This window comes from Streptomyces racemochromogenes (genome assembly GCF_044129415.1).
Lineage (GTDB): Bacteria > Actinomycetota > Actinomycetes > Streptomycetales > Streptomycetaceae > Streptomyces > Streptomyces racemochromogenes_A.
The window spans coordinates 1-752 of record NZ_JBBDHD010000310.1; the positions used below are offsets into that span (position 1 = coordinate 1).

Here is a 752-nt window from a genome sequence, read left to right on the forward strand (position 1 = left end):
GAGGACCCGCAGAGCCTGATCTCCCGCCAGTCGGAGTACTGGCGTCAGGAGCTGGCGGGCCTTCCGGAGCTGATCGAACTGCCGCTGGACCGGCCCCGCCCCGCCGTCGCCACCCACACCGGCGACATCGTTCCGCTGGAGCTCGACGCCGACAGCCACGCGGCCCTGGCCCGGCTCGCCCGCCAGACCAACAGCACCATGTTCATGGTCTTCCACGCGGCACTGGCGGCGGTGCTGACCCGGCTCGGAGCGGGCACCGACGTACCCATCGGCACGGCCGTGGCCGGCCGTTCGGACGAGGCCCTGGAGGACCTCGTCGGGTTCTTCGTGAACACGCTGGTGCTGCGGACGGACACCTCGGGGGACCCGACCTTCCGCGAGCTGGTCGAACGGGTCCGCGAGGCCGACCTGGGGGCGTTCGCCCACCAGGACGTGCCGTTCGAGCGGCTGGTCGAGATCGTCAACCCGGTGCGCTCGCTGTCCCACCACCCGCTGTTCCAGGTCATGCTCGTCCTGCAGAACAACGCCGAGAGCAAGCCCTCCCTGGGGTCCCTGACGGCCCGGGTCGAGGACCTCGCCGTCGGCACCGCCAAGTTCGACCTCGCCTTCACCCTCCACGAGCGGCACACCGCCGACGGCACCCCGGCCGGGGTGGGCGGAGCACTCACCTATGCCACCGATGTGTTCGACCGTGGGTCGGTCGAGGTGCTGGTGGGGCGGCTGGTGCGGTTGCTGGAGGCGGTCGCGGGTGA

The 752-nt window shown here is 71.4% G+C and carries 1 protein-coding gene; it reads left to right on the forward strand.

Going from position 1 to position 752, the window contains the following annotated elements; genetic code table 11:
- The coding region (locus WDV06_RS37030) for a condensation domain-containing protein (RefSeq protein ID WP_395514182.1) at nt 1–752 on the forward strand (752 nt) is incomplete at both ends.